Consider the following 2014-nt stretch of genomic DNA (forward strand, 5'->3'; position numbering starts at 1 on the left):
GCGCTGTCGTAGCGGGCGAGCAGGTCGCCGGCTATCTGCTCGGCGCCCTGCGGCACCGGCTCCGATCACGGCTAAGCGCATACGGGCTCCTGGCCTTGTCGGTGGGGCGTTCGAGATGCCCGGGAGGGCAGGGACGGCAGGTGCACGGCGGGTAGGCCGTCAGATGAAGGGGTCGAAATCGTCGTCCAGGTCGTCCGGCGCGGGACGCTCCGGGAGCAGGGCGATCTCCTGGTTGGTGGCGTGCCGGGCACAGACAAAGCGGCAGTCCTCGCTGGGGTCGATCACCGTCGTGTCGGCTGCCGACCACATCTCGGCGAAGGTCGTCTGTGAGATGTCGCCGATCCGGCCCTTGGGGTTCCCCCGGTGGTAGGGGCAGACGAAAACACCGGTGGGTGTGATGGTGGTGCGCAGTTCGGTGACCGCGCAGGTCCGGTAGTCCTTGGGCTGCACCGGGTCGGAACCGCGGCGCACGGCCTGCCAGTTGGAGGAGTGCAGGATGTGGAAGGAGTCGTCCTGGAGCTCCCGCAGCCGGGCGACCTGCGTTTCGACCAGTTCGATGTCCCCGGCGGACTGGTTGACCGTGTAGTGGTCCTCGTCCAGCATCGCCTTGACTTCGAAGTAGTCGCAGCCGATCTCCCGGGCGAGCACGCCGGCCTGGTAGACCTCGTCGTAATTGCTGGCGGTGACCTTCCCGTCCTCGTCGAAGCGCTGCATGAGCAGGAACGAGTAGCCGAGCCTGCCCTGCTTGCGTGAGGCGAGCAGCCGCATGTTGTCGATGACCTGCGGGAAGGCGCTGTGCTTGCCGCGGCTGGGACGGAAGGTCTGGAAGGTTCCGGCGCTGCCGGCGTCCACCGAGACCCGAACCCAGGACAGCATGGTGGACAGATGGTCTATGTGCCGGTGGATCTGGGTGCCGTTGGTGACCAGGCCGAGCTGGATACCGGCACCGTGCAGCACCTCGATGATCTCGCCGATGGAGCGGTGCAGCAGCGGCTCGCCGCCGCCGATCAGGATCACCGCGCGAACCTCCGATTCGGCCAGCTCGTGGGCGAGCCGGACGATGCGGTCCTTGCCTATCTGGCCATGGTGCAGCACCTGGGAGCTGATGCACTCGGGGCAGGCGAGGTCGCAGACGGTCGTCGGGTCGAGGTCGACGACGAGCGGCGAGGACAGTCGTTTGCCGCTGGCGACGTCGAAGGCGCCCGGGTAGACGGAACGCTGGTAGAGCTTGCCGACGAGGTCGAGGTTGCGCTCCACGAAGAGGGTGCCGAGAGCGGCTCCGGGCTGTGCGACGGGCTGTGCGGATGTGCGATCGGGCATGCGTGCAGTCACTTTCCGGTGCGTACGGGCGAAGGACGGCGACGCACACGCGAGGGCGTGTGCGCAGGGCGCGGATCGTTCAACTGGAAAAGCAGCAGGTGGGCAAGTGATCTTGGGAGCGCTCCCACGATCGTCATCGACACGACGCTGGCGTGTCAACGTTCACTTACCAAGTAGGCTGAGTGACTGGCCGGTTGGCTGGAAATAGCAATGTTTGGGCGCTCGGCAAGCCGGGGACGCGGCGCACGCGTCCTCGCGGTGGTGACCTCTCTTTCGGGGTCGACCGGGTCCGGCCGGACCGCCTGGAGGGACAGCGCGCCCGCTGCGGGCGGATGGTGCAACGACCGCCCGAAACCCCTGGCAAGTCAGCGAGGAGTACAGCCCTCCAGGCGAGGGGGCCACCGCCACCCGGGCCGACCCTCGCACAGCGGTTCCGCGGTCCCGCCGCCTGCGTCGGCGGCGGGACGGGACATCGTCCGACAGGGCAGGTCGCTCAGAAACGGTCAGGCCGTGACTTTCGGCCAGCCGGGAACAAGTGACGAGACAGGAAAGCAATCCGTCGTTAATGTCACGGTCTTTTCGTGAGCGGTGCACCGATTACTCTTCACTGCCGGACACGAAAAAACAGACATAACCGCCGCCCGCCGGGGCATGTGTCGTACATCACGAGGTGCAGGTTGGCCGAATTACTACC

1 protein-coding gene is annotated in these 2014 nt (G+C 66.8%); it reads right to left on the reverse strand.

Annotated features, from left to right (window positions below; genetic code table 11):
• Window positions 1-159: 159 nt before the first annotated feature.
• On the reverse strand, window positions 160-1320 hold the full coding sequence (locus tag ABZ646_RS45805) for a radical SAM protein (RefSeq protein WP_360533502.1): 1161 nt from the start codon (window positions 1318-1320) through the stop codon (window positions 160-162).
• Between the last annotated feature and the right edge of the window lie 694 nt (window positions 1321-2014).

The sequence above is a fragment of the Streptomyces sp. NPDC007162 genome (assembly GCF_040634175.1).
Taxonomy (GTDB): Bacteria; Actinomycetota; Actinomycetes; order Streptomycetales; family Streptomycetaceae; genus Streptomyces.